General features: G+C 69.5%; 22 protein-coding genes. 8 read left to right on the top strand and 14 right to left on the bottom strand.

Features of this window, described 5'->3' with window-relative positions; genetic code table 11:
- Positions 1-2 precede the first annotated feature (2 nt).
- From truB to ACE3UN_RS15210, 8 genes are all read left to right on the top strand, one after another.
- Complete coding sequence (gene truB, locus ACE3UN_RS15245; RefSeq protein ID WP_374675830.1) at positions 3-1,007, top strand: tRNA pseudouridine(55) synthase TruB; 1,005 nt, start codon at positions 3-5, stop codon at positions 1,005-1,007.
- Complete coding sequence (gene typA, locus ACE3UN_RS15240) at positions 1,004-2,833, top strand: translational GTPase TypA (RefSeq protein WP_374675829.1); 1,830 nt, start codon at positions 1,004-1,006, stop codon at positions 2,831-2,833. The genes truB and typA overlap by 4 nt, the downstream gene beginning before the upstream one ends.
- A gap of 17 nt (positions 2,834-2,850) precedes the next feature.
- Complete coding sequence (locus tag ACE3UN_RS15235; protein WP_374675828.1) at positions 2,851-3,747, top strand: DMT family transporter; 897 nt, start codon at positions 2,851-2,853, stop codon at positions 3,745-3,747.
- A 28-nt stretch (positions 3,748-3,775) separates the two neighbouring features.
- Positions 3,776-4,900 (top strand): enoyl-CoA hydratase/isomerase family protein, encoded by a 1,125-nt coding sequence (locus ACE3UN_RS15230; protein ID WP_374675826.1) that lies wholly within the window; start codon positions 3,776-3,778, stop codon positions 4,898-4,900.
- 41 nt (positions 4,901-4,941) lie between these two features.
- Positions 4,942-5,943: a tRNA dihydrouridine(20/20a) synthase DusA gene (gene dusA / locus ACE3UN_RS15225; RefSeq protein WP_374675825.1), complete on the top strand. Its 1,002-nt coding sequence runs from the start codon at positions 4,942-4,944 to the stop codon at positions 5,941-5,943.
- A gap of 96 nt (positions 5,944-6,039) precedes the next feature.
- Positions 6,040-7,131, top strand: coding sequence for a hypothetical protein (locus ACE3UN_RS15220; protein WP_374675824.1), 1,092 nt, complete (start codon positions 6,040-6,042; stop codon positions 7,129-7,131).
- A gap of 115 nt (positions 7,132-7,246) precedes the next feature.
- Positions 7,247-7,813, top strand: coding sequence for a hypothetical protein (locus tag ACE3UN_RS15215; RefSeq protein WP_374675823.1), 567 nt, complete (start codon positions 7,247-7,249; stop codon positions 7,811-7,813).
- The gene (locus ACE3UN_RS15210; RefSeq protein WP_374675822.1) at positions 7,803-8,390 is read left to right on the top strand and encodes a hypothetical protein; all 588 of its coding nucleotides are present in this window, start codon (positions 7,803-7,805) and stop codon (positions 8,388-8,390) included. The genes ACE3UN_RS15215 and ACE3UN_RS15210 overlap by 11 nt, the downstream gene beginning before the upstream one ends.
- Here the strand turns inward: ACE3UN_RS15210 and ACE3UN_RS15205 are convergent.
- From ACE3UN_RS15205 to ACE3UN_RS15140, 14 genes are all read right to left on the bottom strand, one after another.
- The gene (locus ACE3UN_RS15205; RefSeq protein ID WP_374675821.1) at positions 8,371-8,829 is read right to left on the bottom strand and encodes a hypothetical protein; all 459 of its coding nucleotides are present in this window, start codon (positions 8,827-8,829) and stop codon (positions 8,371-8,373) included. The genes ACE3UN_RS15210 and ACE3UN_RS15205 overlap by 20 nt on opposite strands.
- Complete coding sequence (locus ACE3UN_RS15200; protein ID WP_374675820.1) at positions 8,829-11,897, bottom strand: G8 domain-containing protein; 3,069 nt, start codon at positions 11,895-11,897, stop codon at positions 8,829-8,831. Before ACE3UN_RS15200 ends, ACE3UN_RS15205 begins: the two co-directional genes overlap by 1 nt.
- Before the next feature lie 92 nt (positions 11,898-11,989).
- A complete protein-coding gene (locus tag ACE3UN_RS15195; protein WP_374675819.1) occupies positions 11,990-12,877 on the bottom strand; it encodes a DMT family transporter in 888 nt (295 codons plus the stop codon).
- Between the two features lie 59 nt (positions 12,878-12,936).
- Positions 12,937-14,268, bottom strand: coding sequence for a type III glutamate--ammonia ligase (glnT, locus tag ACE3UN_RS15190; protein WP_374675818.1), 1,332 nt, complete (start codon positions 14,266-14,268; stop codon positions 12,937-12,939).
- A gap of 10 nt (positions 14,269-14,278) precedes the next feature.
- Entirely contained in the window at positions 14,279-15,766 is a 1,488-nt protein-coding gene (locus ACE3UN_RS15185) for an aldehyde dehydrogenase (RefSeq protein ID WP_374675817.1), read from the bottom strand.
- A gap of 74 nt (positions 15,767-15,840) precedes the next feature.
- Positions 15,841-17,205: a DUF3138 family protein gene (locus tag ACE3UN_RS15180; protein WP_374675816.1), complete on the bottom strand. Its 1,365-nt coding sequence runs from the start codon at positions 17,203-17,205 to the stop codon at positions 15,841-15,843.
- A 29-nt stretch (positions 17,206-17,234) separates the two neighbouring features.
- Positions 17,235-18,092 carry an ABC transporter permease gene (locus tag ACE3UN_RS15175; protein WP_374675815.1) on the bottom strand — a complete coding sequence of 286 codons (858 nt, stop codon included), beginning with the start codon at positions 18,090-18,092 and terminating at the stop codon, positions 17,235-17,237.
- A gap of 58 nt (positions 18,093-18,150) precedes the next feature.
- Positions 18,151-19,080, bottom strand: a complete 930-nt coding sequence (locus ACE3UN_RS15170; RefSeq protein ID WP_374675814.1) for an ABC transporter permease — start codon at positions 19,078-19,080, stop codon at positions 18,151-18,153.
- A 10-nt stretch (positions 19,081-19,090) separates the two neighbouring features.
- Entirely contained in the window at positions 19,091-20,188 is a 1,098-nt protein-coding gene (locus ACE3UN_RS15165; RefSeq protein WP_374675813.1) for an ABC transporter ATP-binding protein, read from the bottom strand.
- Positions 20,189-20,236: 48 nt separating this feature from the next.
- Positions 20,237-21,355 (bottom strand): polyamine ABC transporter substrate-binding protein, encoded by a 1,119-nt coding sequence (locus ACE3UN_RS15160; RefSeq protein ID WP_374675812.1) that lies wholly within the window; start codon positions 21,353-21,355, stop codon positions 20,237-20,239.
- Between the two features lie 80 nt (positions 21,356-21,435).
- Positions 21,436-22,845: an aspartate aminotransferase family protein gene (locus ACE3UN_RS15155; RefSeq protein WP_374675811.1), complete on the bottom strand. Its 1,410-nt coding sequence runs from the start codon at positions 22,843-22,845 to the stop codon at positions 21,436-21,438.
- Between the two features lie 83 nt (positions 22,846-22,928).
- The gene (locus ACE3UN_RS15150; protein ID WP_374675810.1) at positions 22,929-24,296 is read right to left on the bottom strand and encodes a glutamine synthetase family protein; all 1,368 of its coding nucleotides are present in this window, start codon (positions 24,294-24,296) and stop codon (positions 22,929-22,931) included.
- A 113-nt stretch (positions 24,297-24,409) separates the two neighbouring features.
- The gene (locus ACE3UN_RS15145; protein WP_374675896.1) at positions 24,410-25,228 is read right to left on the bottom strand and encodes a gamma-glutamyl-gamma-aminobutyrate hydrolase family protein; all 819 of its coding nucleotides are present in this window, start codon (positions 25,226-25,228) and stop codon (positions 24,410-24,412) included.
- Positions 25,229-25,233: 5 nt separating this feature from the next.
- A complete protein-coding gene (locus tag ACE3UN_RS15140) occupies positions 25,234-26,535 on the bottom strand; it encodes an NAD(P)/FAD-dependent oxidoreductase (protein ID WP_374675809.1) in 1,302 nt (433 codons plus the stop codon).
- Positions 26,536-26,666 lie beyond the last annotated feature (131 nt).

Raw genomic sequence — 26,666 nt, 5'->3', positions numbered from 1 at the left:
GCATGACGACGACCGACCCCGTGGCGGGCCGCCCTGCGCTGGCTCGCGCCCCCCGCGGGGACGGTGCCGGCGGGCGGACGCGGGTGCCGCGCCGCGCCGTGCATGGCGTGCTGCTCCTGGACAAGCCCGTGGGGCTGTCCAGCAACGACGCCATGCTGCGCGTGCGGCGGCTGCTGCGCGCCGAGAAGGCCGGCCACACCGGCACGCTCGACCCACTGGCCTCGGGCCTGCTGCCCATCTGCCTGGGCGCGGCGACGAAGTTCGCGCAGGTCAGCCTGGAAGCGGACAAGCGCTACACGGCCGTCCTGCGGCTGGGCCAGCGCACCGTGGGCGGGGACCGTGAAGGGGCGGTCGTCGATGAACGGCCGGTGCATGTGACGCCGGCCTCGCTGGCGCAGGCCTGCGCGGCGTTCGTCGGGCCCATCGAGCAGGTGCCGCCGATGCAGTCGGCCCTGAAGAAGGACGGCAAGGCGCTGTACGAGTACGCCCGGGCCGGCCTGGAGGTCGAGCGCCCCGCACGCCGCGTCACGGTTCACGCCATCGACATCCTGCGCTGGGACGATGCCGCCCTGGAGCTCACGGTGGACGTGCGTTGCAGCAAAGGCACCTATATCCGGGTGCTGGCCGAGGACATTGGCGAGCGGCTGGGTTGCGGCGCGCACCTGGCCGCCCTGCGCCGAACCGGCACCGGGCCATTGACGCTGGACGGCGCCATCTCGCTGGATGCACTGGCCGAGATGGACGAGCCGGCCCGCGACGCGCTGCTGCATCCCCCGGACCGGCTGCTCGCCGACTGGCCGCTGCTGAGGCTGGCCGAGAGCGAGGCGCTGCGCTTCCTCTCCGGTCTGCGCCGGCGGGTCCAGGAGGCCGACCAACCGGCCGTGCGCGTGTACGGCCCCGAACCGGCTGCCTTCCTCGGCAGCGCCCACATCACCGCTGGCGAACTGATCGCCGACCGCCTGCTGAGCCCCCTGGAAGTGCAGGCCCTGCTGAAAGAGACCCCATGAGCCGCCAGATCCGCAACATCGCCATCATCGCCCACGTCGACCACGGCAAGACCACGCTCGTCGACCAGCTCCTGCGCCAGAGCGGCACCTTCCGCGAGAACGAGAAGGTTGCCGAGCGCGTGATGGACAGCAACGACATCGAGAAGGAACGGGGCATCACCATCCTGGCCAAGAACTGCGCGGTCAGCTGGCAGGACACGCACATCAACATCGTGGACACCCCGGGCCACGCGGACTTCGGCGGTGAGGTGGAGCGCGCGCTGTCCATGGTCGACGGCGTGGTCCTGCTCATCGACGCCCAGGAAGGCCCGATGCCGCAGACCCGCTTCGTGACCAAGAAGGCGCTGGCGCTGGGCCTCAAGCCCATCGTCGTCGTCAACAAGGTCGACAAGCCCGGCGCCCGCTGCGACTACGTCATCAACGCGGCCTTCGAGCTGTTCGACAAGCTCGGTGCCACCGACGAGCAGCTGGACTTCCCCGTGGTGTACGCCTCGGGCCTGAACGGCTGGGCCTCGCTGGACGAGGGCCCCGCGGGCGAAGCCTGGGGCACCGACATGACGCCGTTGTTCGACACCGTGCTGCGGCATGTGCCGGTGCACCAGGGCGACCCGACCGCGCCGCTGCAGTTGCAGATCTCCTCGCTCGACTACTCCACCTATGTGGGCCGGATCGGCGTGGGCCGCGTGAATGCGGGCACGCTCAAGCCGGCGATGGACGTGCTGGTGATGGAGGGCCCTGACGGCCGCAGCTTCAAGGGCCGGATCAACCAGGTGCTGAAGTTCGAGGGCCTGGAGCGAGTGCAGGCCGACGAGGCCGGCCCGGGCGACATCGTGCTCATCAACGGCATCGAGGACATCGGCATCGGCGTCACCATCACCGACCCGCTGGATCCGAAGCCGCTGCCCATGCTGAAGATCGACGAGCCGACGCTCACGATGAACTTCTGCGTGAACACCTCGCCGCTGGCCGGCCGGGAGGGCAAGTTCGTCACCAGCCGCCAGATCTGGGACCGCCTGCAGAAGGAACTGCAGAGCAACGTCGCGCTGCGGGTGAAGGAAACCGACGAGGACGGCATCTTCGAGGTGTCCGGCCGCGGCGAGCTGCACCTGACCATCCTGCTGGAGAACATGCGCCGCGAGGGCTATGAGCTCGCGGTGTCCAAGCCCCGCGTGGTGTTCCGCGAGATCGACGGCGAGCGCTGCGAGCCGATCGAGCTGGTGACCGCCGACGTCGAGGACACGCACCAGGGCGGCGTGATGCAGGCACTGGGCGAGCGCAAGGGCGAGCTGGTCAACATGGAGACCGACGGCAACGGCCGCGTGCGCCTGGAGTACCGCATTCCCGCCCGCGGCCTCATCGGTTTCTCCAACGAGTTCATGAACCTGACCCGCGGCACCGGCCTCATCAGCAACATCTTCGACAGCTACGAGCCCTACAAGGGCGAGATCGGCAGCCGCAAGAACGGTGTACTGATCAGCATGGACGACGGCGAGATCTTCACCTACGCGCTGGGCAAGCTGGACGACCGCGGCCGCATGTTCGTGAAGGCGGGCGACCCGGTGTACGAGGGCATGATCATCGGCATCCACAGCCGGGACAACGACCTGGTCGTCAACGCCACCCGCACCAAGCAGCTGACCAACTTCCGCGTCAGCGGCAAGGAAGATGCGATCAAGATCACGCCCCCGATCGACCTGACGCTGGAGTACGGCGTCGAGTTCATCGCCGACGACGAGCTGGTCGAGATCACGCCCAAGAGCATCCGCCTGCGCAAGCGCTTCCTGAAGGAGCACGACCGCAAGCGTGCCTCGCGCGAAGCGGCATGACCCCCGCCGGCGGCGCCATGACGCACCGCCGTGCCGTCGCCGTGATGGTGGCGGTGACGCTGCTGTGGAGCACGGCAGGCGTGGTCACGCGGCAGCTCGAGGCCGCCCGGTCCTTCGAGGTCACCTTCTGGCGCAGCCTGTTCAATGCGGTCGGGCTGCTGGCCATCCTGATGGCCCTGCGCGGGCCGGCGGCGCTGGTCGCCCGCGTGCGCCAGGGGGGCCTGCCCCTGTGGTTGTCGGCGGTGTGCTGGAGCGTCATGTTCACCGCCTTCATGGTGGCGATCACGCTCACCACCGTGGCCAACGTGCTGGTGGTCATGGCCACCGCGCCGCTGTTCACGGCGCTGCTGTCGCGCTTCCTGCTCGGGCACCGGCTGCCCACGCGCACCTGGACGGCCATCCTCGTGGCCGGTGCAGGCATCGCGTGGATGTATGGCGCCGAGATCAGCGGCGCCGAGCCGCGCCACCTGCTGGGCACGGCCATCGCGCTCGGCGTGCCCACGGCCGCGGCCATCAACTGGACGCTGATCCAGCATGCCTCGCAGCGTGCCGGCGCCGGCCGTCCGCCCGACGACATGCTCCCGGCCCTGCTGCTGGGTGCGCTGCTGTCCGCCGCCGTCACGCTGCCCCTGGCCTGGCCGCTGCAGGCCTCGTCCGCCGATGTGGCGTGGCTGGCCGCGCTGGGCGTGTTCCAACTGGCCGTGCCCTGCGTCATGGCGGTGACGGCCGCCCGCACCCTGGCCGCGCCCGAGGTGGCCTTGCTGGCCCTGCTGGAGGTGCTGTTCGGCGTCGCCTCGGCCTGGCTGTGGGCGGGGGAGCAGCCGTCGTCGTCCGTGCTCGCGGGTGGCGCGCTGGTGCTGGGCGCGCTGGCCACCAATGAACTCCTGGCGCTGCGCCGCCCCGCCGGTGCCTGACCCTTCCCCTGTGCTTGCCCCCATCGACATGTCGCACCCCCACCTCCCTTCCCACGACACCTCCGTGCTCGCGGAGCGCCGCGGCCGCCTGGGCGTCATCACGCTCAACCGCGCGCCGGCACTGAATGCCCTGTCGCTGGCGATGGTCCGCGAGATCGCGCGGCTGCTGCAGGCCTGGGCCGCGGACGACGGGGTGGAGGCGGTGTTCATCCACGGCGCGGGCCGGCCCGGCAAGGCGCCGGCCTTCTGCGCTGGCGGCGACATCCGCTTCTTCCACCAGGCGGCGCTGGCGGGCGACCCTCGGCTGGAGGACTTCTTCACCGAGGAATACGCCCTCAACCACCTCATCCACGCCTACCCCAAGCCCTACATCGCCTGGATGGACGGCATCTGCATGGGCGGCGGCATGGGGATCACGCAGGGTGCGTCCCACCGCGTCGTCACCGAGCACAGCAAGCTGGCGATGCCCGAGACGCACATCGGGCTGTTCCCCGATGTGGGTGGTGGCTGGTTCCTCTCACGCTGCGAGGGCCACCTGGGCGAGTACCTCGCACTGACCGGCCAGGTCCTGGGCGCTGCGGACGCCATGGCGGTCGGCCTGGCGGACATCGCCGTGCCGGCGGCGACGCTGGCCGAGGTGCTGGACGAACTCGCCGCGCTGCCGCGGCTCACCGTGCAGCGCGTGGGGGATGTGCTGCGGGGGCATGCCCTTGGCGATGCCGGCGCGGCCACCGTGGTGGCGCATCGGGACGACATCGACCGCCATTTCGGCCTCGCCGACATGCCCGCCATCGAGCGTTCGCTGCAGGCGGCCGTCGAGGGCGGCAGCGACTGGGCGCGGCGCACGCTGGACACGCTGCACCACCAATCCCCGCTGATGTGCGCGGTGACGCTGGAACAGGTGCGCCGCGCGCGTTCCATGACGCTGGCCGACGACCTGCGCATGGAGCGCGACCTGGTGCGCCACTGCTTCCATCTGCGCCCGGGCACGGCCAGCGAGACGGTGGAGGGCATCCGCGCCCTGGCGGTGGACAAGGACCATGCGCCGCGCTGGAACCCACCCAACGCCGGCGAGGTCCAGCGCGCGGACGTGGAGGCCTTCTTCGTGAGCCCCTGGCCCGCGGCCGCGCACCCGCTGGCCCACCTGCGCTGAGCACCGCACCGGCCCCCACCCCCAGCGCGCACGCCGCACCGATGTCCCCCGTGGCCGACGCTGACCGCACCGTCTCGCCCTGGCGCCTGAGCGTCGCGCCCATGCTCGACTGGACGGACCGGCACTGCCGCTACTTCCACCGGCAGGTCACCCGCCGCACGCGGCTGTACACCGAGATGGTCACCACGGGGGCCCTGCGGCACGGCGACCAGGCACGTCACCTCGACTTCGACGCCACGGAGCACCCGCTGGCGTTGCAGGTGGGGGGCAGCGAGCCGGCGGAGCTGGCGCACGCCGCCACGCTGGCGCGCCGCTGGGGCTACGACGAGATCAACCTGAACTGTGGCTGCCCCAGCGAACGGGTGCAGCGTGGTGCGTTCGGCGCCTGCCTCATGAACGAGCCGGCCCTGGTGGCCGACGGCGTGAAGGCGATGTGCGACGCGGCCGATGGCCTGCCCGTGACGGTGAAGCACCGCATCGGCATCGACCGCGAGGAGAGTTATGCCTTCGTGCGCGATTTCGTGGGCACGGTGGCCGAGGCGGGCTGCCGCGTGTTCATCGTGCATGCCCGCAATGCCTGGTTGAAGGGCCTGTCGCCCAAGGAGAACCGCGACATCCCGCCCTTGCGGTACGAGGTGGTGTACCGGCTCAAGGCCGAGTTCCCCGCGCTGACCATCGTGCTGAACGGCGGCGTGCACACGAACGACGAGATCACCGATCACCTGGCGCGCGTGGACGGCGTGATGGTGGGCCGGGAGGCCTACCACAACCCCTGGGTGATGGCCGACTGGGACCGCCGGTTCCTCGGTGCAGACGAGGGGGCCACGCCAAGCCGGGATGCGGTGGAGGCCGCCATGGTGGCCTACATGGCGGGCCCGGCCTCGGGCGTGAGGTGGTCGCACGTGGCGCGTCACATGCTGGGTCTGCGCCATGGCGAGCCGGGCGCCAGGCGCTGGCGGCAGGTGTGGTCCGACCACACCCTCGCCGGCGAGCCGCCGGCCGCTGTCTCGGCCCGGGCGAGTCGAGCGCGGTCGGGCGCCTAGGCATATTCGCCACACTGGGCCGGTGGCGCCCCTGCTAGGGATGGGCTCGGCAAGGACCCGGCGCTTTACTTCCCTCACATGACGAGGGAGAAGCACATGCAAGTTGTCGGACCGTGGTCCCGTGTCCTGATGGTGGCCGCACTGGCCGTGTCGCCCTGGCTCTCGGCGCAGGCCGCCGCCCCGGCCTACCGGGTCGTGGAGCCCCCGTTCTTCGGAAACCCGGACGACGTCTGGACCGAGGCGGCGGCCGTGGGCATCAACCGCCAAGGAGGGGTGCTGCTGCAGCAGTACAGTGCCTGGGGCAGCGGCGCCTTCCTGTGTGACCGCCAAGGTGCCTGCGACGGCGTGCCGGCGCTGTACGTGCCGCACCGGGCGGGCCTGTTCGGGCGGGGCATCAACAATGCCGGCCACGTGACGGCGACGTCGCCCGACATCGCCTACGCCACCCACGCCATCCTGTGGACGGGTGAGGGCAATCCCGTTCGCATCCACGGCCTGGCGGACGACTACTGCGGCGGTTGCGACAACGACAGCTACGCCGCCGGCATCAACAACCATGACCAGGTCGTGGGCACGGCCTGGGGCGTCGACGGCCGCGCGCGCGCCTTCCTCTGGCACAACGGCACCACGCAGGAGCTGGGTACCCTCGGCGGCGCCCGCAGCGACGCCCTGGGCATCAACGACCACGGCCACGTGGTGGGCTCGGCCACCAACGCCGCCGGGGTCACGCGGGCCTTCCTGTACCGGGGCGGTCGCATGCGCGACCTGGGCACGCTGGGCGGCGCCGCTGCCGAGGCGTATGCCATCAACGACCTCGGCGAGGTGGTTGGCCCATCGCAGCGGGCCGATGGCAGCGGGAGCGGCTTCCGCGACAGCCGGGACAGGGGCATGCAGCCCTTGCCGGGGGTCGGCTCGGGCACGGGCCGCGCGGTGGCGATCAACAAGGCCGGCCAGGCGGTCGGCGAGGCCGTCGCGGCGGATGGCACGGTCGTCGCCTACTACCACGACGCGGATGGCGCGGTGGACCTGAACACCCGCATCGCCGGGCAGGCGGCCAGCCGCTGGCACATTGCGCGGGCCTACGCGATCAACGAGCGCGGGGACATCGCCGCGCAGGCGATTCGCCGCGAGGATGGGGCGTCTCGCGCGGTGGTGCTGAAGGTGCGCACGCCGGCGACTGCCCGCTGAACCCTGCGCCGGGCCGATCCGGACGGCCCAGGCCTGGCGCTCGGGCGAGCCAAGGGCCCCCCAGGCTGGTGATCCCGCTAGGGATGGGAGGTGCCGGCGCACGAGGCGTGTACTCATGGCGACTTCCACCCTTGCCTCGGAGTCCACCAGGGCCATCCTGCCCCCTCTGCGACCCGCTGCCCTCGCTGTCACGCTGTGCCTGTCCAGCCTGGGCGCGCATGCGGCGGCGCCACGCTACCAAGTGATCGAACTCCCCGTGTCCGGCTGGCACCTGGATCCCAACATCGATACCGTGCCGGTCGGCATCAACCGCGCGGGCACGGTCCTCATGATGACCACCAGCCCGTGGGGAAGCGGCGCGGACCGCTGCGATCGCCACGGGACGTGCACCGGTGTGCCGGCGCTGTGGGTGCCTCACCGTCCCACGCTGCACGCGGTGGCGATCAACAACGCCGGTCATGTCGCGGCGACTTCGCCGGACGTCGTCGAGCGCACCCACGCGATGCTGTGGACGGGAGATGCCGAGCCCATCGGCATTCCTGGCCTGGGCGACGATGACTGCGATGGCTGCCGCAACAACGGCCAGGCGGCCGACCTCAACAACCGGGGCCAGGTGGTCGGCACGGCATGGGGTGCAGACGGCCGCGCGCGGCTTTGTCTGGCATGCGCAAGTGGGCCTTGAAGAGCTGGGCACGCTCGGCGGCAGCCGCAGCGATGCCGCCGGCATCAACGACCACGGTCACGTGGTGGGCAGTTCCACGAACGCCGCGGGCGTGCAGCGCGCTTTCCTGTACCAGACCGGCGCCATGCGAGACCTGGGCACGCTGGGTGGGCCCTCCGCCGTGGCGTCCGACATCAACGGCCACGGTGTGGTGATTGGCCGTGCCCAGGCGGTCGACGGCACATGGCACGGCTTTCGGTACACGGACGCAACGGGGAAGCAGACGCTGCCGGGCCTGCTGCCGGGCCGATCTGCCACGGCCTGGGCGCTGAACAACGCCGGCCAGTTCGTCGGCAGCGATAGGGCGGCCAACGGGGAGTGGCACGCGTACTACCTGGACGCGGACGGGCCCGTGGATCTCAACGACCGCATCGATCGCCAGTCGGCGTCGCACTGGCTGCTCACCGGTGCCACGGGCATCAACGAGCGTGGGGACATCGTCGCCGAGGCCATCACGCGCGCGGAAGGCCTGGTTCGCGCCGTGGCGCTGCGGGTCCGCCGGGCGGCGGACGTCACGCTCAGCCCGCCTGCCCGCTGAGGGGCCACAGCGTGCGGGCGGTGCGGCAGGACGCGCTGTCCCATCCGCCGGCGCAGCGCTGGCGCACCACGCCGCACATCGCCTCGCCCGCCTGGCGGATCTCGTCGTAGGCGCTGGCGTCGATGACGCCGGTCCCTGCGACGAAGACCTCGCTGCTGGCCGGCCGGCTGGCCGCAGGGCCGTCGCCAGCGTCCTTCTTCACACCGCACACGTCCTGCAACATGGCTTGAACGCAGCGGCCGACCAGGGCCTCCACTTCCGGCTCCGCCGGGGCCGACGGCGCCACGGCCGGGGCACCCTGGGCGACCGCGGCGGCCGTCGCGTCGGCCGCCGCGGGCTGGCAGCCACTCACCAGCAGGCCGCCGGCGCAAGCCAGGGCGAGCGCGGCCAGCCGCAGGATGGGGCGGCTGGTGCCGCTGGGGCAAGGAGACAGCCCCATCACTTCAGGCCCAGCCGCTCGATGCGGTCCAGGCAGGCGGGCAGGCTGCCGGCGCCGGTGCAGGTGTCCTTCGGGTACACCACCGCCGAGTAGACGCGGTAAAGGTCGTCGTCGCTGTTGGCCTCCATGCCGTCCAGGCCAGGGAAGGGCATGTTGCCCACATGCTTGAACCACACCCGGTTGTTGGCCTTGTCCTGCCAGAACTTCTCGCCATTGCCCGACTGCACCGCTGCCAGGCTGGACACCGGCGTGAGCGTGCGGACGTTCGTGCGCTTGAGGTAGTTGGGGTCGAAGCTGCCTTGCTCCCGGTCCCACTGCGAGCCCGCCACCGTGTAGGCAGCCGCGGTCAGACGCCCGTCGAATGCCACCGACATGAGCACGGTATCGCTCGGCGTGGCGGCGTTCGTGATGTTGAGCGCCAGCCACTTGGCCGGGCCCCAGCCGGGGAAGCTCAGCGCATAGCGGCCGCCGCTGAGCGCCGCGAAATGCCGCATGTGGCCGAGTTTCCAGGAACAGTAGTTGCCGGAAGGGGGGGTGACACCCGGCGTGCACGCGTACCGCTGGGCGACTTCAGGTTTGACATAGTGGTTGTAGCCGTTCTCCACCCGCCAGGTCGCGATCTCGTTGCCGTTGTTGTCCTGCCGCGAGGCATGGATGGCCGCGGCGAACTCGAAGCGCGACGGGTCGAAATCCGTCTGGATCGATTCGACGCCGTGGTAGTTGCCCTGGCAGGTCTTGCCGTTGCGGCCGGCCGGTTTGGCGTCCTGGCAGTTCGCGCCAATGGTGAGGAAAGGCGTGTTCGGCACGGTGTACCAGTTCTTCGGGCCCCAGAAGCCCTCCGTGTCCCACACGGCGCCTGCCAGCGCCCAGTTCTCGCTCGGCAGGTGGTTGTCCGTCAGGCCGGGCTGCAGGTTGCGGTAGCCGGCCGAGCCGGAAATGACGCGGTTGCTCCGGTTGCGCGCCTTGCCGCGCTCCACCGCGGCGGTGTAGTAGTCCTCCGCGCTGAATGCGCCGCTGGTCTTGCCCTCGACGAAGGGAAACTCGATGAAGGTGTTCGCGATGACGGACACCATCGAGTGGTAGGTCGCCAGACCGGCCGGCAGGTCGGCACCGGCGGGGTACTTGTTGGGGTCGTGGTTCAGGCTGGTGCCCACCATCAGGCCGCGCTGGATCGTGCCGTTCATCGCGGCGCCGCCGAAGGCCAGGCCCACGTTGTCGGCCACGGCCCATTCCAGGTAGTCGGGGTCGGTGACGCGGTTGCGGTAGGCGCCGTCGTTGTTCTTGAAGCTGGTGGTGCGCTTGATGGTCAGGCGCAGCTGGTCGTTGGGACAGAAGTCGTACGGGTTGCCGCCGCCATCCAGGCACGGCTTGCCGTTGCGCATGGGCACATAGCGCTGGGACGCCAGGCTGCCAGGCGTGGTCTCGGGGTTGGGCACATTGTCGTCCACCGGCACCCACTCCAGCAGCATGCCGGGCCCGCGCGAGGTGTGCACGGTGTTGTTCTCAATCTGTGCCAGCGGCGTGTAACGGGGCCAGGTCGACACCTTGCGCGACAGCCCCAGCGGGCGCAGCGGGTAGGCCATCCAGATGCCGTTGCCGTGCGCGTCACCGGCGTGGTTGTTCACCATCACGTTGTCTGGGTTGGTCATCCAGAAGCCCGAGGGGCCGGCCTGGTAGGGCTCGCCCTCGTGCACCTTCATCAGGTGGCGCTCCTGCGGCATGCGCATCTTGAGCGCCAGGTTGCCGTCGAACACGTTGCGTCGCTCCACCGCGTCTTCCAGGAAGAATGCGTGGCCCTTGATGTCGTAGCAGATGTTGTTCTGCACCGAGACGCCGTTGGTGGCGTGCAGCACCACGCAGCGGTTGGCGGAGTTCCAGATCGCGCTGTTGCGCACGTAGTGCTCGGTGGTGTCGCCGAGGAAGGCCCCGGTGCCCGGGTCATAGCTGAGCAGGTGCCAGTGGATGGGGTAGCGGCCGAGCTGGCCGGCCTGGCCGGCGCGGCGGAACTCCACGCCGTCGACCTGCACCTTGGACTTCAGGCCCATCACCATGACGTGGGCGCCGTGCCCCTGGTTGCGCCAGGCGTCGTCGTCGGCGCCCTGGATCACGATGCGGCGGCTCAGGTTGCCCACGGCGGCGCGCTCGTCCAGTTGGGCGGGCGCCGGCGTGGCGGGCGGGCGGTAGTCGCTGTCCTGGGTCAGGGACAGCCCGGTGTCGGTGGGGTACTGCAGGCGGCCCCAGTGGAACTTGTTCAGTCCCGAGCCGAGGGTCACGCTGCTGCCGGACACGGTGCTCACCGCGCGCAGCTCCGTCTCGCTCACGCCATAGTGGTCGGTGGGCGCCACGATGATCTGGTCACCGGGCTTCCAGTTGACGCTCTGCTTGAGCGTCAACTGGCGTGCGCCCGCGGCGGCGTGCGCATTCAGCTTCGTCCAGGCGGGCTGCGGGGCGGCTGCGTACAGCAGCAGCTTGCCACCCACCACCCGCAGGCCGCGCGAGACACCGTCATTGCTGCCCGAGGGCGCCCCGGTGAGGGTAATGGTGGCACGGCGCGTGTACGGCGCGGTGCCGGTGCCCGCCTGCAGCAGGCCGGACACGGTGATGGCACCCGCGGTCAGCGAGACGTCCTTGTCGGCGAAACGCAGGCTGCCGTCGATGCGCAGGTCCGCCAGCTTGCGGGTGTCCGTGTCCAGCACGATGGTCTTGCCCGCGGGAATGACGACCGTCGCGCCGTCGCCGGGCACGCGGCCCCCCCAGGTAGCCGGGTCCGACCAGTTGGTGGCGTCAGCGGGCAGCGGCGTGTCGGGCAGCGGCGCGGGAGGCGGCGGCGCAATGCCGTCGTTGCCGTCCGGGGCCGGAGCCGGTGCCGGAGCGGGCGCAGGAGCTGGGGCGGGGACAGGCGCGGGTGCGGGACCACTGCCGGAGTCGCCCCCGTTGTCCGACTGGATAGGGGGGGGCGTCGTGGGTTCATCACCGCCGCCACCGCCGCACGAGGCAAGCAGGATGGAAAAGGCGGCAGCAATGAAGTGATGTGAGGCGGGCGGCGGCAGGTATCGGTCGCGATTCATGGGCGGTGCAGGAGGGTCCACAGCAAGAGGCGGGCGGATCCTACGGCACCCCTGTGTGACAAAGTTCGCAAATGACCGAGCCTGACCACCCGTTATTCAGGATATACGCGGGCACGTGCATTGCCGGTGTTTCCGCTGGGCCAGGTGGCCAGGAGCAGGCCCGCCAGCGCCAGGCCGAGCGCGCCGGCCTGGGCCGCCCCCAATGGTTCGCCAAGAAAGAGCACGCCCACGGCGGTGGCAGCCAGGGGCAGCATCACGCTGAATACGCCGGCCTGCGGTGCGGGCACGTCCTGCAGGCCCCGCATCCACAGCCACACTGTGATCACACTGGCGGCCAGTGCATAGAACACCAGCAGGGCCCACTCCTGCACCGCGACGCCAGGAAAATCAAAACGCAGGGCCTGCCAGACGCCAAAGGGCGTCACCAGCACCAGCCCCCAGAGATTGATCAAGGCACTGATGCGTCGGGGCGACACATTCGCCGCCAGGCGCTTGCCGATGACCACGTACGCGGCCTCACAGAAGACGGCTGCGATGAGCAGCGCATAGCCCCACCATGGGTGGTCTTTCACCGCTGATTCCGGGCCGGCGGGATGGCCACCGAGCCCCAGTGACGCGACGCCCGCGACGGCACAAACGATACCGACGCTCACACGGCGGGTGACGGGCTCTTGCAGAAACAGCCAGGACAGCACGGCCACCGCGGCTGGAATGCACGCCATGACGACGCCCGCGGCCACCGCGGACGTCGCCGCCACCCCAAAAAGCATACACACAGAAAACAGAAAGTTACCAAGGAAACTTTCCCAGAACAGAAGAACACGTTCATGGGACAGCAGTGCAGGCTCCCCAGGGCGCCGCCGCACCCAGCCCGCCATGGCCACAGCGGCAATGCCGAAGCGCATCCATGCCAGCAGGAACACCGGGAAGACAGCCACGAGGCTGCGCGACAGGCCCACGTAGCTGCCCACCAGCGCCATGCTGGCGGCCAGGCAGCCATAGGCCAGCCAGGGCGCACGGGGAGCAGGATGCACCGGCGTCAGAAGGCGGCGCCGTAGCGCTGCAGTTCCCACGCGCTGACATGGCGAGCGAACTCGATCCACTCCATGCGCTTGAGGCGAAGGAACTCGTCCGAGAGCGACTCGCCGAGGGCGGCGCGCACGACGCTGTCGCCCGCCAGCGCGTCCAGCGCGCTGTCCAGTGACTGGGGCAGCAGGGAATGACCGCGCTCCTGCACCTGCGCCGGTGAGAGCCGGAAGAGGTCGTCGGCGCAGTCCGGTCCCGGGTCCAGCGCACGGTCGATGCCGTCCAGGCCCGCCGCGATGAGGGCCGCGGTCGCCAAGTAGGGGTTGGCGCTGGCGTCGGGCAGTCGCCACTCGAAGCGGCCCGGCAGGGTGCGCAGGGTGGCCGTCCGGTTGTTGGGCCCATGGGCGACGTAGGCCGGTGCCCACGAGGTGCCGGAAAGCGATTCGCCCACCACCAGACGCTTGTAGCTGTTCACCGTGGGGGCGGCCAGCGCGCACAGGGCAGGGGAATGGGCCAGCACGCCGGCCAGGAACTGCCGGCCGAGCGGCGACAGGCACCCCGGCTGCCCGTGCGCCGGCGCGAACACGCAGCGGCCGTCGGTGTCCCACAGCGAGACGTGGAAGTGCATGCCACTGCCCGGCTGGTTGGCGAAGGGCTTGGGCATCATCGAGAAGACCATGCCATGCCGCTCGGCCAGCGCATGGGCGGCAAGCTTGAACAGCATCAGGTGGTCCGCGCTGGCCAGCGCCTCGTCGAAGGCGAAATTCACCTCGTACTGGCCGTGCGCATCCTCATGATCGAGCTGCAACACGTCCAGGCCGCAGCGGGCCAGCGCCTCGTGCAGGTCGTGCAGGAAGCCGGCCTGCCGCGGCAGCGACTTCAGGTCGTAGGACGGCTTGTCCAGGCGGTCGTCGTCGTCCGCGGGGACCCAGGTGCCGCTGGCGGAGCGGCGCAGCAGGAAGAACTCCGGCTCGATGCCGGTCTTCAGTGTCCAGCCGCGCCCGGCCAGGCGGGCCGTGGCGCGCTGCAGCACCTGCCGCGGGCAGGCGTCGAAGGGCTGGCCGTCCACGAAACCGCTGCACACGGCGCGCGCGTAACCCGGCATCCACGGCATGGGTTGGATGCGTGCGGCGTCCGCCCGGGCGTAGTACTCGGCCCGCGGGCCCGTGCGGGGCAGGCCGGTACCCCAGATGGACGGCCCGGCGAAGCCGGCGCCGGTCTCCACGAGCTCGTCCAGCTTGCCCAGGGGTACGTACTTGCCCTTGGCGACACCGTGCATGTCGGTGAACTGGGCGAGCACCGTGTGCACGCCCTGCGCGGCCAGACGCTGCTGCAGTTCGGTCATGCGGGTCGCCTCAGTCGATGCGAAGCCAGGTGGTCTTCAGCTCGGTGTACTTGTCGAAGGCGTGCAGCGACTTGTCCCGTCCGTTGCCGCTTTGCTTGTAGCCGCCGAAGGGGACGGTGATGTCGTCCTCGTCGTACTGGTTGACGTGCACCGTGCCGGCCCGCAACGCGCGCGCCACGCGGTGGGCGCGGTTGATGTTGTCGCTCCACACGCTGGCCTGCAGGCCGTAGCTGGACCGGTTTGCCAAGGCGATGCCCTCGGCCTCGGTGCCGAACGGGATGATGCCCATGACCGGTCCGAAGATCTCTTCGCGGGCGATCTTCATGTCGTTGTTCACCCCGGCGAACACGGTGGGCTCCACATAGAAGCCGCCGGTCTCCGCGCGCGCCTGGCGCCCGCCGGCCAGCACCTGAGCACCCTCGTCGCGCCCGGCGTCGATGTAGCCCATCACCGTCTTGAGCTGCGTCTCGTCCACCAGCGCGCCCAGCTCGGTGGTGGGGTTCAGCGGATCACCGGGCGCGTACTTGGGGGCCTCGGCGGCCACCAGGCGCGCGAACTCGTCCGCGATGCCGGCCTGCACGAGCACGCGCGAGGGCGCATTGCAGCTCTCGCCCTGGTTGAAGAACATGCTGCCTGCCACCGTGCGCGCGGCCCGCTGGATGTCGGCGAAGTCGTCGAACACCAGGAAGGCCGACTTGCCGCCCAGCTCGTTGTAGACGCGCTTGAGGTTGCTGCGGCCGGCGTAGTCCAGCATGCGGCGGCCCACGCGGGTGGAGCCGGTGAAGCCGATGGCGTCAACCTCCATGTGCAGGGCCAGCGCCTCGCCGGCCTCGTGGCCGTAGCCCGGCACGACGTTGAACACACCGGGCGGCAGGCCGGCCTCCAGCGCCAGCTCGGCCAGCCGCAGGGCGGTGTAGGGGCTCTTTTCGCTCGGCTTGAGCACCACGGAATTGCCGGCCGCCAGGGCCGGGCCCAGCTTCCAGGCGGCCATGATCATGGGGTAGTTCCAGGGCACGATGGCCCCGATGACGCCCATGGGCTCGCGCGTGATGAGGGCCAGGGCCGAGTCGCCGGTGGGGGCGATCTCGTCGTAGATCTTGTCCACGGCCTCGGCGTACCACGCGATGCAGCGGGCGGTGGAGGGCACGTCCACGGCGAGCGAGTACTGGATGGGCTTGCCCATGTCCAGCGTTTCCAGCAGGGCGAGCTCCTCCTTGGCCGCAAGGATCTTCTCGGAGAAGCGCTGCAGCACGCGCTTGCGCTGCGCCGGGGGCTTGCCCGCCCACCGGCGGTCCTCGAAGGCGGCGCGGGCGGCGCGCACCGCCAGGTCGACGTCGGCGGCCTGGCCGCGCACCACGGCGCCCAGGCGGCGGTTGTCGATGGGCGAATGCTTGTCGAAGGTCTGGCCGTCCTGCGCGGCGACCCGCTGGCCGTCGATCAGGCTGCGCCCGTCGGGGCGCAGTGCGGTGGCACGTTGGGTCCAGTCGATGGTGGACATGGGCTTGTCTCCTGCAAAAAGGAAGTGGCCGCCCCCCCGGCGGCCCCCCGGGGGGCAGGCGGGCGGGCGGCGCGTCAGAACGCCACGACCGCGGACGCCGCGAGCATCGAGTTGTTCTTCTTGTAGGTGCCGTCCGCGACGTCCCAGAACACGGGGCGGTCGGCGCCATCCAGACGGTACTCGACCTTGAAGGTCGTGCTGATGTCGTAGGCGTACTTCATGCCGAGCGTGAGGGCATAGCGGTTCGCACCGCGGTTGAGGTCGCCGTTGAGGTCCGGGCCGATGCCGTTGCGGTCGTCGTTGCCGTAGACCAGTTCACCGGTCTCCTCGTCCACGGTCGTGTAGCCGTTGTAGGCGAACAGGCCGCCGCCATTGGCCTTGTTCTGGATGTAGTCGGCGCGGGCCAGCGCCTGCAGGCGCGGGGTGACCATGTAGCCGGCCAGGCCGGACACGCCCCACCAGCGGGAGTCGCGCCAGCTGCCGTCGGCCGCCGGCGTGATGGCGCCTTCCTTCTGCGTGCCGTAGGACATCTGGCCCTGCAGCGTCCAGTCGCCGCGGATGTAGTAGCCGTCGACCTCGAACAGGTGGGCCATGGTGTTGTAGCCCGTGTTGAAGTTGGGGGCCTTGCCGTGCAGGCCGGCGAAGCCCCAGCCGTCGAACTCGCCCTTGGAGTAGTCGACACGGTAGACCAGCGACGGCGACTTCTCGCCGGCGCCGCGCATGGTGGCGTTCACGTTGGCGATGGCGCCGCGCAGCCACCACTTGCCCTCGGTGTGCGAGATGCCGATGCCCGTGTAGCCGACGGGCAGCGTGAAGTCGTACAGCAGGTTGTGGGAGGTGAACGGGTTCAGCGTGGGTTGCTGGTACTCGTAGCCGGACCAGTCGGGGATCTGGCCGATCACCAGGCGCGTCTGCAGCGACTGCAGCGGGATGGCGACCGTGGCCTCCTGGACGATGCTGGCGCCATCGATGGCGGCGCCCACGCCACGGTTGGGCGTGAGCGTGAGCTTGAAGATCGTGCCGCCTTCGACTTCCTTGGTGAAGTCGATCGAGGCCGAGCCCATGTACGAGGTGTCGTAGGCGTAGCCGTCGGCCTGCTGGTTCAGGAACTGGAAGCCGGCGCGGTCCTGGCGCTGGTTATAGACGAACACCGGCTCGATGTAGCCCGAGACCTTCAGCCCCTTGTAGCCCTGGCTCTCCAGCTGGTCCTCCAGGGCCTCGGTCTTGACCGCCACGCGGTTGAATTCCTGCACCTGTTCGGGCGTCATGCCCCACTTGGGCTCGGTGGGCGCGGCGAGCTTCTTCTCCAGCTCGGTCACGCGGTCACGCAGGGCCTTGAGCTCCTTCAGGAGTTCCTCGTTGCTCTGCGCCAGCGCGCCCGGGGCGGCGAAGGCGCCGGCCAGGGCCAGCGCAAGGGCGGTCGGACGAATGTGCTTCATGGGTGCCTCTCCGGTACTGGTTGTCGTCGTCAGGGGTGGGATCGTTGGGCGGCGCTGATCTCGGCGGCGCGGCGGCGCTCGGCGCGTGCCAGCCAGATGCTGGCGATGGTGACGCACACCGCCACCGCGACGATGATCAGCGTGGCCACTGCGTTGATGCTCGGGCTCAGGCCCAACCGCGCGCGGGAAAAGATGACCAGCGGCAAGGTGGTGGAGCCCGGCCCGTTGAGGAAGGCAGTGATCACCACGTCGTCGAGCGACAGGCTGAACGTCAGCAGCCAGGCCGACGCGAGCGACTGCGCGATCATCGGCAGCGTGACGAGATGGAACACCTGCCAGGGCCGGGCGCCCAGGTCCATGGCCGCCTCTTCGAGCTGCGGCGGCAGGTCCTGCAGCCGCGCGCTGATGACCACCGCCGCGTAGGCCAGGCCCATCACCGAGTGGCCGAGCAGGATGGTCATCATGCCGCGCTCGGGAAAGCCCACCGCCTTCTGCACCGAGACCAGCAGCAGCAGCAGCGAGACGCCCTGGATCACCTCGGGCATCACCAGCGGCGCATTCACCATGCCGGAGAACAGCGTGCGGCCGGTGAAGCGCTTGTACTTCACCAGGGCGAATGCGGCGAGCAGCCCGAAGACCACCGACAGGCAGGCCGACAGGAAGGCGATCTTCACCGACAGCCACAGGCCGGCGAGGATCTCCGAGTCGTCCAGCAGCTTGGCATACCACTCGAACGTGAACCCGCCCCACACCGACGGCAGCGGCGAGGCGTTGAACGAGTAGAGGATGAGCGTGAACATCGGCAGGTAGAGGAACAGGAAGCCCCCCACCAGCCAGCCCTTGCCGAACATGCCGGCGAACCGGCTCGAGAACAGCGCCTTGCTCATTGGACGACCCTTCGCACTTCGCGCTGCGGGATTCGCGCTGGGGAGCGGCCGGGCGCGCTCATGCCCGCTTCTCCTGCGCCTCGGCCTGGTACTTGTTGAAGATGGCCAGGGGCACGACGATGAGCAGCACCAGCACCACCGCCACCGTGGAGGCCATGGGCCAGTCGTTGTTGCTGAAGAACTCGTCCCACAGCACGCGCCCGATCATCAGCGTGCGCGGCCCGCCAAGCAGTTCCGGCGTGACGAACTCGCCCACGCACGGAATGAACACCAGCATGGAGCCGGCAATGATGCCGGCCTTGGACAGCGGCACGGTGATCTTCCAGAACGCCACCCACGGGGTGGCGCCGAGGTCGGCCGCGGCCTCCAGCAGGCGCAGGTCCATCTTGCTGAGGTTGGCGTACAGCGGCAGCACCATGAAGGGCAGGTAGGTGTAGGTCATGCCCACCACGAGCGAGAAGGGCGTGTGCATGTAGCGGTCGGCGGCCTCGATGGCCCCCATGGCCAGCAGCAGCTTGTCCACGCCGAGCGTGGTGAGCACGTCGGCGACCCACCCGCCCTCGCCCAGCAGGCCTTTCCAGGCGTACACGCGCAGCAGGAAGGACGTCCAGAACGGCAGCATGACCAGCATCAGCAGCGTGGGCTGCAGCGACGCCTTGGCCCGCGCCATGAAGTAGGCGAAGGGGTAGCCGATGAACAGGCAGCAGGCCGTGGTGATGGCCGCGTATTTGACGCTGGTGAGGTAGGCGCCCAGGTAGCGCTCGTCCTCGGTGAGGTACAGGTAGTTGCTGTACTTCAGGGCGATCTTCACCACGCCGTCGGCGACGGTGAGCACGTCCTCCACGGCCACCACGCCCATCTCCGACATGGAGATCTTCAGCACGACGAGGAAGGGGGCGAGGAAGAACAGCCCCATCCACAGGAAGGGTGCGCCGATCACCAGGCTGCGGCCGCGCCACCAGCGTGGCTTGCGATGCGTGAGGCTCATGGGCAGGCCTTCACTGGGTGAGCACCACGTGGGCGGTGTCGGACCACTGGGCCCAGACGCGGTCGCCCCAGGTGAAGTCGTGTTCGCGCTGCCGGCTGGTGTTGGCCTGGCTCACGGCCAGCACCTGCCCGCTGGCGAGCTTGATGCGATAGACCGTGTAACTGCCGAAATACGAGAGCTCCTCGACGGTGCCTTCGACGCAGTTGTAGTCGCCCGGTACCGGCTGCTCGGCGCTGAGCTGTATCTTCTCGGGCCGCAGCGCCACGGCCACCGGCATGCCGAGCGTGCCGGTGATGCCGTGGCCCACGTAGTGCCGGCAGTCGGGGCTGGCCACCACGACGTGGTCCGGCTCGTCTTCCTCCACCGTCCCGTCCATGAGGTTGACGTTGCCGATGAAGTCGGCCACGAACCGGGTGGCGGGGGTCTCGTAGATCTCGCCGGGCGAGCCCACCTGCAGGAAACGGCCCTCGCTCATCACGGCGATGCGCGAGGCCATGGTCATGGCCTCTTCCTGGTCGTGCGTCACCATGACGCAGGTGACGCCCACCTGCTCGATGATGTTCACCAGCTCGATCTGCGTCTGCTCGCGCAGCTTCTTGTCCAGGGCACCCAGCGGCTCGTCCAGCAGCAGCAGCTGCGGCTGCTTGGCCAGGCTGCGGGCCAGGGCCACGCGTTGCTGCTGGCCGCCCGACAGCTGGTGCGGCTTGCGCTTGGCGAACTTGGCCAGCTGCACCAGCTTGAGCATGGCGTCCACCCGCTCGGCCACCTGGCCGGCGGGCAGGCCGTCGCGTCGCAGGCCAAACGCGATGTTGTCCCACACGCTGAGGTGCGGGAACAGCGCGTAGGACTGGAACATCATGTTCAGCGGCCGCTCGTAGGGCGGCATGCCCGCAAGGTCCACGCCGTTGAGGATGATCTGGCCGGAGGTCGGCGTCTCGAAGCCCGCGAGCATGCGCAGCAGGGTGGTCTTGCCGCAGCCGGACGAACCCAGCAGCGCAAAGATCTCACCCTGGGCAATGTCCAGGTTCACATGGTTGACGGCCCGGTAGCCGCCGAAGTCCTTCACCACATCCTTGATCTGAAGGAACTTCTTGTTGTCGTTCGCCATGGTGGTCCGCCCCTCCGGCGGTGTCTCCTCAAGTGGATTGCGCGGGAATCAGAGCCCGGTCTTGAACGAAGTGAAGACGCGGTTCTGCTGGCGCCGGATCTCGTTGTTCAGGATCTCCGCCGTGCCGATCATCTTCTTGGTGTTGTCCTCCGAGAGGAACACCGTGGGGTTGTTGGCCACCTCCGGCTTGATGAACTGCTTCGACGAGGCCACGGCGTTCGCGTAGAAGACCTTGTTGGTCAGCGACGCGGCGACTTCCGGGCGCAGGATGTAGTTGATCCACTTGTGCGCGTTGCCGGGGTGCGGCGCGTCGGCCGGGATCGCCATCACGTCGAAGAACAGCAGGCCGCCGGTCTTGGGAATGAGCGCCTCGATCTTCTGGCCGGTCTTGCCGTCGATGGCCCGCTGGCGGGCGATGTTGATGTCACCCGACCAGCCGAGTGCCAGGCAGATGGAGCCGCTGGCCATGTCGTTGATGTAGCCGGAGCTGCTGAACAGCGTCACGTACGGCCGCACGGACTTCAGCAGGTTGAGCGCCGCGGTGTAGTCCGCCGGGTTCTTGGACACGCGCCCCTTGCCCAGGTAGTGCATCGCCGAGGGCACCACCTCGTCGGCCGAATCCAGCACCGACACGCCGCACGACTTCAGCTTGCTGATGTACTCGGGCTTGAAGAACAGGTCCCACGCGTTCTCGGGCATGGGCGTGCTGCCGAGCGCCGCCTTCACTTTGTCCACGTTGATGCCCACCGTGGTGTAGCCCCAGAGCCAGTCCACCACGTGCTGGTTGCCCGGGTCGATCTTGGCCAGCTGGGCGGCGACGGCCGGGTCCACGTTCTTCAGGTTCGGGATCTGCGACTTGTCCAGCTTCATGAACAGGCCGCCCAGGATCTGCAGGCCCGCCCAGTTGGACGAAGGCACCACGATGTCGTAGCCCGTCTTGCCTGCCACCAGCTTGGCGTGGACGATCTCGTTGTTGTCGAAGTTGTCGTACCGGACCTTGATGCCGGTTTCCTTCTCGAAGTTCTTGATCGTGTCGTCAGCGATGTAGTCCGACCAGTTGTAGATGTTGAGGACCTTCTCTTCCTCCTGCGCCTGCGCCACGCCGGTCAGGGCAAGCAGCGAAGCGGCAGCAAGGGACAGGGCCGAGCGGACGAGGGTGAGCTTCATGGACAGGTCTCCGGGTGGCGAGGATGAAGTGCGGTCAGCGTGCAGCGTGGAAAGAAAACACCGCGCAGTCTAGAGGGTGGTCACAGCCAGCCCTTGGCCTGCACGTCGGCGAGCGTGCGGTCCAGCGCCAGGCGGATGAGCGACATCATCTCGTCGACCTCGGCGCGGCTGATGACCAGTGGCGGTGCGATGATCATGCGGTCGCCCACGGCGCGCATGATCAGGCCGTTGCCAAAGCAGTGGCCCCGGCAGACCATGCCGACTTCCAGCTCGGGCGCGAAGGGCTGCGCCTTCGCCTTGTCTTTCACCAGCAGGATCGCGCCCATCAGACCGCATGTTTCGGTGCTGCCGACCAGCGGATGGTCGCGCAGGCTCGCGAACTGCTCCGCAAGATACGGGCCAACGTTGTCGCGCACATGCTCCACCAGCTTCATCTGCTGGATGAGCCGGATGTTCGCCACCGCCACGGCGCAGGCCACCGGGTGGCCCGAGTAGGTGTAGCCGTGGTTGAAGTCGCCGCCCTGCTCGATGAGCACCTTGGCCACCCGCTCGCCCACCATCACGCCGCCCAGCGGCACGTAGCCCGAGGTGACGCCCTTGGCGAAGGTCATCAGGTCGGGCCGCGTGCCCATGGTCTGGCAGCCGAACCAGTTGCCGGTGCGGCCAAACCCGCAGATGACCTCGTCGCTGACCAGCAGGATGCCGTACTGGTCGCAGATGCGCTGGACTTCGGGCCAGTAGGTGGCCGGCGGCACGATGACGCCGCCGGCGCCCTGCACCGGCTCGCCGATGAAGGCGGCCACCTTCTCGGGGCCGACCTCGAGTATCTTGGCCTCCAGCCAGCCGGCGGCCACCCTGCCGAACTCCTCGGGGCTCATGCCGTGCCCGTTTTCGTACCAGTAGGGCTGGTCGATGTGCACGATGTTGGGGATCGGCAGGCCCCCCTGAGCGTGCATGTAGCTCATGCCACCGAGCGAGGCGCCGGCCATCGTCGAGCCGTGATAGCCGTTCTTGCGACCGATGATGACCTGCCGCTCTGGCTGGCCGAGGATGTCCCAGTAGCGGCGCACCATGCGCACCACCGTGTCGTTGCCCTCCGAGCCCGAACTGGAATAGAAGACGTGCTCGAAGCCGGGGGGCGATACCTGCGCCAGCAGTTCCGCCAGCTCGATGGCGGGGGGCGTGGCCGTCTGGAAGAACGCGTTGTAGAACGGCAGCTCCTTCAGCTGGCGGGTGGCCGCGTCGATGAGCGACTGCTGGCCGTAGCCGACGTTCACGCACCACAGGCCGCTCATCGCGTCGAGGATCTTCTGCCCCTCGCTGTCCCAGAGGTAGATGCCCTCGGCCTTGGTGATGATGCGCGAGCCCTTCCTGGCCAGGGCGCCGAAGTCCGTGAACGGGTGCAGAAAGTGCGCCGCGTCGGCCTGCTGCCACTCGCGGGTGCTGCGCTTGGCGGCCACGGCGGGCGCCTGGACGGTGATGTTGCTCATGGTGTGCCTCGTGTGCAGGGGGCGGGCGCGGCGCTGGCCGATCGCCCGCGGAAGTGACGGGTCAGACGGGGGTCAGCAAGGCGTCACACGTGAAGGAGCAGGTGCTCCCGCTCCCACGGCGAGATGACCTTCATGAACTCCGCGTATTCGGTCTCCTTGACCTCGGTGTAGACCGTGACGAAGCGCTCGCCGAGCACACCGGCCAGGTCCTTCTCGTCGCGCAGCAGCTGCAGCGCCTCGCCCAGGCTGCGGGGCAGCTGGTAGTCGCCGAGGTAGGCGTCGCCCTTGCATTCGGGCGAGGGCTGGATCTTGTGCTTGATGCCGAGGTAGCCGCAGGCGAGCGTGGCCGCCAGCGCCACGTACGGGTTGGCGTCCGCGCCAATGACACGGTTCTCGATGCGGCGCGCGTTGGGGGAGGCCACCGGCGAACGGATGCCCACGGTGCGGTTGTCGGTGCCCCACTGGATGTTGATGGGGGCGGCCGTGAAGCGCGCCAGGCGCCGATAGCTGTTGACGTAGGGAGCGAACAGCGCCATCGCGGCGGGGATGTACTTCTGCAGGCCGCCGATGTACCAGTAGAACTCGTCGCTGGGGCTGCCGTCCGCATTGCTGAACAGGTTGCGCCCGGTCGCGCGGTTCACCACCGACTGGTGGATGTGCATGGCGCTGCCCGGCTCGCCGGCGATGGGCTTGGCCATGAAGGTGGCGAACATGTTGTGGCGCAGCGCGGCTTCGCGCACGGTGCGCTTGAAGAAGAACACCTCGTCGGCCAGCCCCAGCGGATGGGCGTGGAAGAAGTTGATCTCCATCTGGCCGGCACCGATCTCGTGGATCAGCGTGTCGACGTTGAGCTCCATTTTCTCGCAGTAGTCGTAGACGTCCTCGAACAGCGGGTCGAACTCGTTGACCGCGTCGATCGAGTACGCCTGGCGGGAGGTCTCCGAGCGGCCGCTGCGGCCCACGGGCGGCTTCAGCGGCATGTCGGGATCGGTGTTGCGGGCGACCAGGTAGAACTCGATCTCGGGCGCCACCACCGGGTCCCAGCCCTCGGCGTCGAAGAGGTCGCACACCCGGCGCAGCACCGAGCGCGGCGCGAAGGGCACGAGGTTGCCGTCGCGGTCGAAGCAGTCGTGCACCACCTGCGCCGTGGGGTCGGTGGCCCAGGGCACGATGCGCACCGTGGTGGGGTCCGGCCGCAGGTGCATGTCCTGGTCGGTCGGGCTGATGACGTCGTAGTACGGCCCCTCTTCGGGGAACTCGCCCGTGACGCCCATGGCGACCACGGCCTCGGGCAGCCGCATGCCGCGGTCCTCGGTGAATTTCTCGCGCGGCAGGATCTTGCCGCGGGCGACGCCGGTGAGGTCGGGCACGAGGCACTCGATCTCGGTGACGCGGTTCTGGTTGAGCCAGTGTTCCAGCTCGGCGAAGTTATGGAGTTCTCTGCTGGCCATGATGGCACCTGCTTTCGTTTCTTCGTGTCGCGCACGGGGGGCGCCCGGCGGGGCCGGGCCGCGGGCCGCGCGGGCCCCGCGGGGTGGGCCAGGCCGGCCCGGGATCTGCAGCGTCAGGGATGGGGGCCGCGCCGGCCCTGGCCACGGGCGTGGTGGCGGTGGCGGCAGGCCTCGCCGAAGGCCTTGAGCAGCTTCATCGAGACGGGGTTGTCGGCGGCCAGCCATTCGGGGTGCCACTGCACGCACAGCGAGAAGGCGGGCGAGCGCGGAATGGAGAAGGCCTCGATCACGCCGTCGGGCGCGCGGGCCTCGACGCGCAGGCCATCGGCCAGGCGGTTGACGGCCTGGCCGTGCACCGAATTCACCTGGAAGCGGGGCTGGGCCACGATGGACGCCATCACGCCGCCGGGGCTCACCAGCACGTCGTGCTTGGGGCCATAGACCTCCGCGGCGGGGGCGGTGTCCGGGCCGCCGCGGTGGTCCTCGTGGCCATCGACGGCATGCACCGCCTGGTGCAGCGAGCCCCCCAGGGCCACGTTGGCCTCCTGGGTGCCGCGGCAGATGGTGAACAGCGGGATGCCGCGTTCGACCACGCGGCGGATCAGGGGCAGCGTCCAGCCGTCGCGCAGCGGGTCCAGCGGCAGCGAGGGGTCGAGCACGTCCTCGCCGAAGTGGCTGGGGTGCACATTGGACGGCGAGCCGGTGAGCAGCACGCCGTCGGCCATGTCGAGCAGCGTGTCGATTTCCGCGGGCTCGGCGGCCGGCACCACGAGCGGCAGCGCGCCAGCCAGCCGCACCGCGTCGATGTACTTCTTGCCGGCGATGTGGAAGGGATGTTCGCCCAGCAGGCGGTTGCACGCCGGCACGAGCACCACAGGCTTGTCGGCAGCGCCCGCCGCGGCGGACGCGTCAACGGAAGTGGGCAGGGTCATGTCGTTCATCCGAGGAGATCTCTCAGGCGGTACCAGGCCATGCCGAGCACGAGCGCGGGCGTGCGCAGCCAGCGGCCTCCCGGGAACGCATGGTGCTCAAGCCGGGCGAAAACGTCAAAGCGCGAGGCGTCGCCGGTCATGGCTTCAGCCACGAGCTTGCCCGCCAGCCCCGTGAGCGCCAGGCCGTGGCCGGAGAAGCCCTGCAGGTAGTAGACGTTGCGCCCCAGCCGGCCGAAGTCCGGCGCGCGGTTCATGGTGATGTCCACGAAGCCGCCCCAGGCGTGGCTGATGCCCAGGCCGGCCAGCTGCGGGAAGGTGCCCACCATGCGGCGCTGCATGCTCTCGGCCAGGTGGCGAGGCGTCATGGTGCTGTAGCTCACCCGGCCGCCGTAGAGCATGCGGTGGTCTCGGGTGGGGCGGAAGTAGTCGAGCACGAAGTTGGTGTCGCAGACGGCCGAGCGGCTGGGGATGAGCGAGTCGCACAGCGCCGCGTCCATGGGCTCGGAGCACACGATGTAGGTGCCGACCGGCATGATGCGCGACTCGAGCTGCGGCGCCATGCCCTGGAGGTAGACATTGCCCGCCAGCAGCGCCTGGGTGGCACGCACCTCGCCGTGTTCGGTGCGCAGGCGCACGCTGGTGCCGCTGTCTTGCAAGAACGAGACCACGGCCGAGTTCTCGTGCAGCATGGCGCCGGCCCGGGCGGCGGCGTCGGCCAGGCCGAGCGAATACTTCAGGGGATGCAGGTGGCCGGAGCCCGCATCATGGATGCCACCGTGGTAGCGCGGGCTGGCGATCCACTGGCCCACCTCGGCTGCGCCGATGCGCGTGAACCGTGCGCCGTACACCCGCTCCATGCGGTCGGCCCAGCCGGCGAGGGCGCGTGCCTTGGCGGCCGTGGTGGCCAGGCCCAGGTAGCCCTCGCACCAGTCACAGTCGATGCCGTGGGCGGCCATGCGTTCGCGCAGGAGATCCAGCGCCTCGAGCGACATCGCCCACACGCGCCGGGCGTCCTCGATGCCCAGCTGCGCCTCGATGGTTTCCTGGTCGCAGGCGAGGCCGTGGATGGCCTGGCCGCCGTTGCGCCCGCTCGCACCCCAGCCCACCTGCTTGGCCTCCAGCAGCACGACGCGTCGGCCACGTTGCGCCAGTTCCAGCGCCGCGCTGAGGCCGGCCAACCCGCCGCCCACCACGGCCACGTCGCAGTCGACGGCGCCTTGCAGGCTGGGAAACCCCGGCCCGCGCCGCGCAGTGGCGGCGTAGTAGGAGTCACGGGCGAGATCGCGGTCGATGCTCAGGAAACCCATACGTATGCGCTAGGCATGCCCTCGGTTCGTCAATCGGCGTCGGCGTGCGTGGCCTGTCGGTCAGGCCACGCGCCGGATGGCGTCGGCGAGCGTGCCGACGATCTGGTCGATCTGCGCACGCTCGATGATCA

It is taken from the genome of Ideonella sp., assembly GCF_041918995.1.
In the GTDB taxonomy this organism is placed as follows: Bacteria; Pseudomonadota; Gammaproteobacteria; order Burkholderiales; family Burkholderiaceae_C; genus Ideonella.
The sequence above is the reverse complement of the archived record's forward strand: the minus strand, read 5'-3'. Positions and strand labels throughout refer to the sequence as shown.